Genomic DNA, 1,207 nt, shown 5'->3' with positions numbered 1-1,207 from the left:
AGATAAACTGCCCAAAGGGATATGACATGCGTGAAGTTGAATCCTGATGTTGAAAATAGTATTGATAGGAAAGCCAAATGCTGGCAAATCTACTTTATTCTCAGCCATAACATCAATAGATGTTGATATAGCAAATTATCCTTTCACCACAATCAAACCTAATGTGGGCATCTCATTTATAAAGGACAAATGCCCGGAAAATGAAATAACTGCTAAATGCAATCCCCGGGAAGGAAGATGCGTTGAAGGTATAAGATATATTCCCGTAGAAATAATTGATGTCCCGGGATTGATAGAAGGCGCAAGCGAGGGAAAGGGTATGGGCAATGAGTTTCTCGACAACGTGCGGGATGCTGACATAATAATCAATCTTTTTGATGCTTCCGGCATGACCGATCTGGAAGGCAATCCATCGGAGAATAAACATGATCCTGGGGAAGATGTGAAATTTGTATACAGAGAGATAGTAAACTGGATGAACGGAAAAATATCCAAGGACTGGCAGAAATTTTCCAGAAAGGAAGACAATAGCCCAGAACGCCTTGAAGTCAAGATGCTACAGAAGGCCGCAACGTTCGGACTTAATGAAAAGGATGTCATTTTTATAATGACTAGGGAGAAATTTCCAGACAAACTTATACACTGGGGCAATGACGATATAAACAGGTTTTCAGAAGCAATATTAAAATATGCCAAACCTGTATTTAACATAGGAAATAAATCTGATCTGCTGACAGAAGAGGCGTTAAAAGAATTTTCGGCTAAGGAAACAAGCTATCTGATTTCAGCACAGTATGAACTTTTAATAGAAAAGGCATTCAATAATGGGTACATAAGCTCAGATGGAAATGATTTTACATTTACAGCCAAATCTGGTGAAGCACAAAAAACTGTACTCAACGAAATAATGTTAAAATATAAAAGTGGGAGTATAATGCGTTTTTATGACGTACTTACTGCTATTATAAAATCCCTGGGATACATTGTTGTATATCCTGTTCTTGACGAAACCAGGTGGGAAGACAAAAATGGAAATGTACTACCGGATGCATATCTCATGAAAGATGGTGATACTGCACTGGACCTGGCATACAAAATACATACGGACATAGGGAAGAACTTTATACGTGCCGTTAACGGGAGAACCAAGAGAATAATTGGAAAAGATTATAAATTATTAAATAATGACGTTATTAANATAATTTCA

1 protein-coding gene is annotated in these 1,207 nt (G+C 37.4%); it reads left to right on the top strand.

Annotated elements, in window-relative coordinates:
- Positions 1-46 precede the first annotated feature (46 nt).
- On the top strand, positions 47-1,207 hold a 1,161-nt coding region (ychF, locus tag AMDU4_RS14110; protein ID WP_290703810.1), incomplete at its 3' end, for a YchF-related putative GTPase.

It is taken from the genome of Ferroplasma sp. Type II (assembly GCF_000496155.1).
The sequence above is the reverse complement of the archived record's forward strand: the minus strand, read 5'-3'. Positions and strand labels throughout refer to the sequence as shown.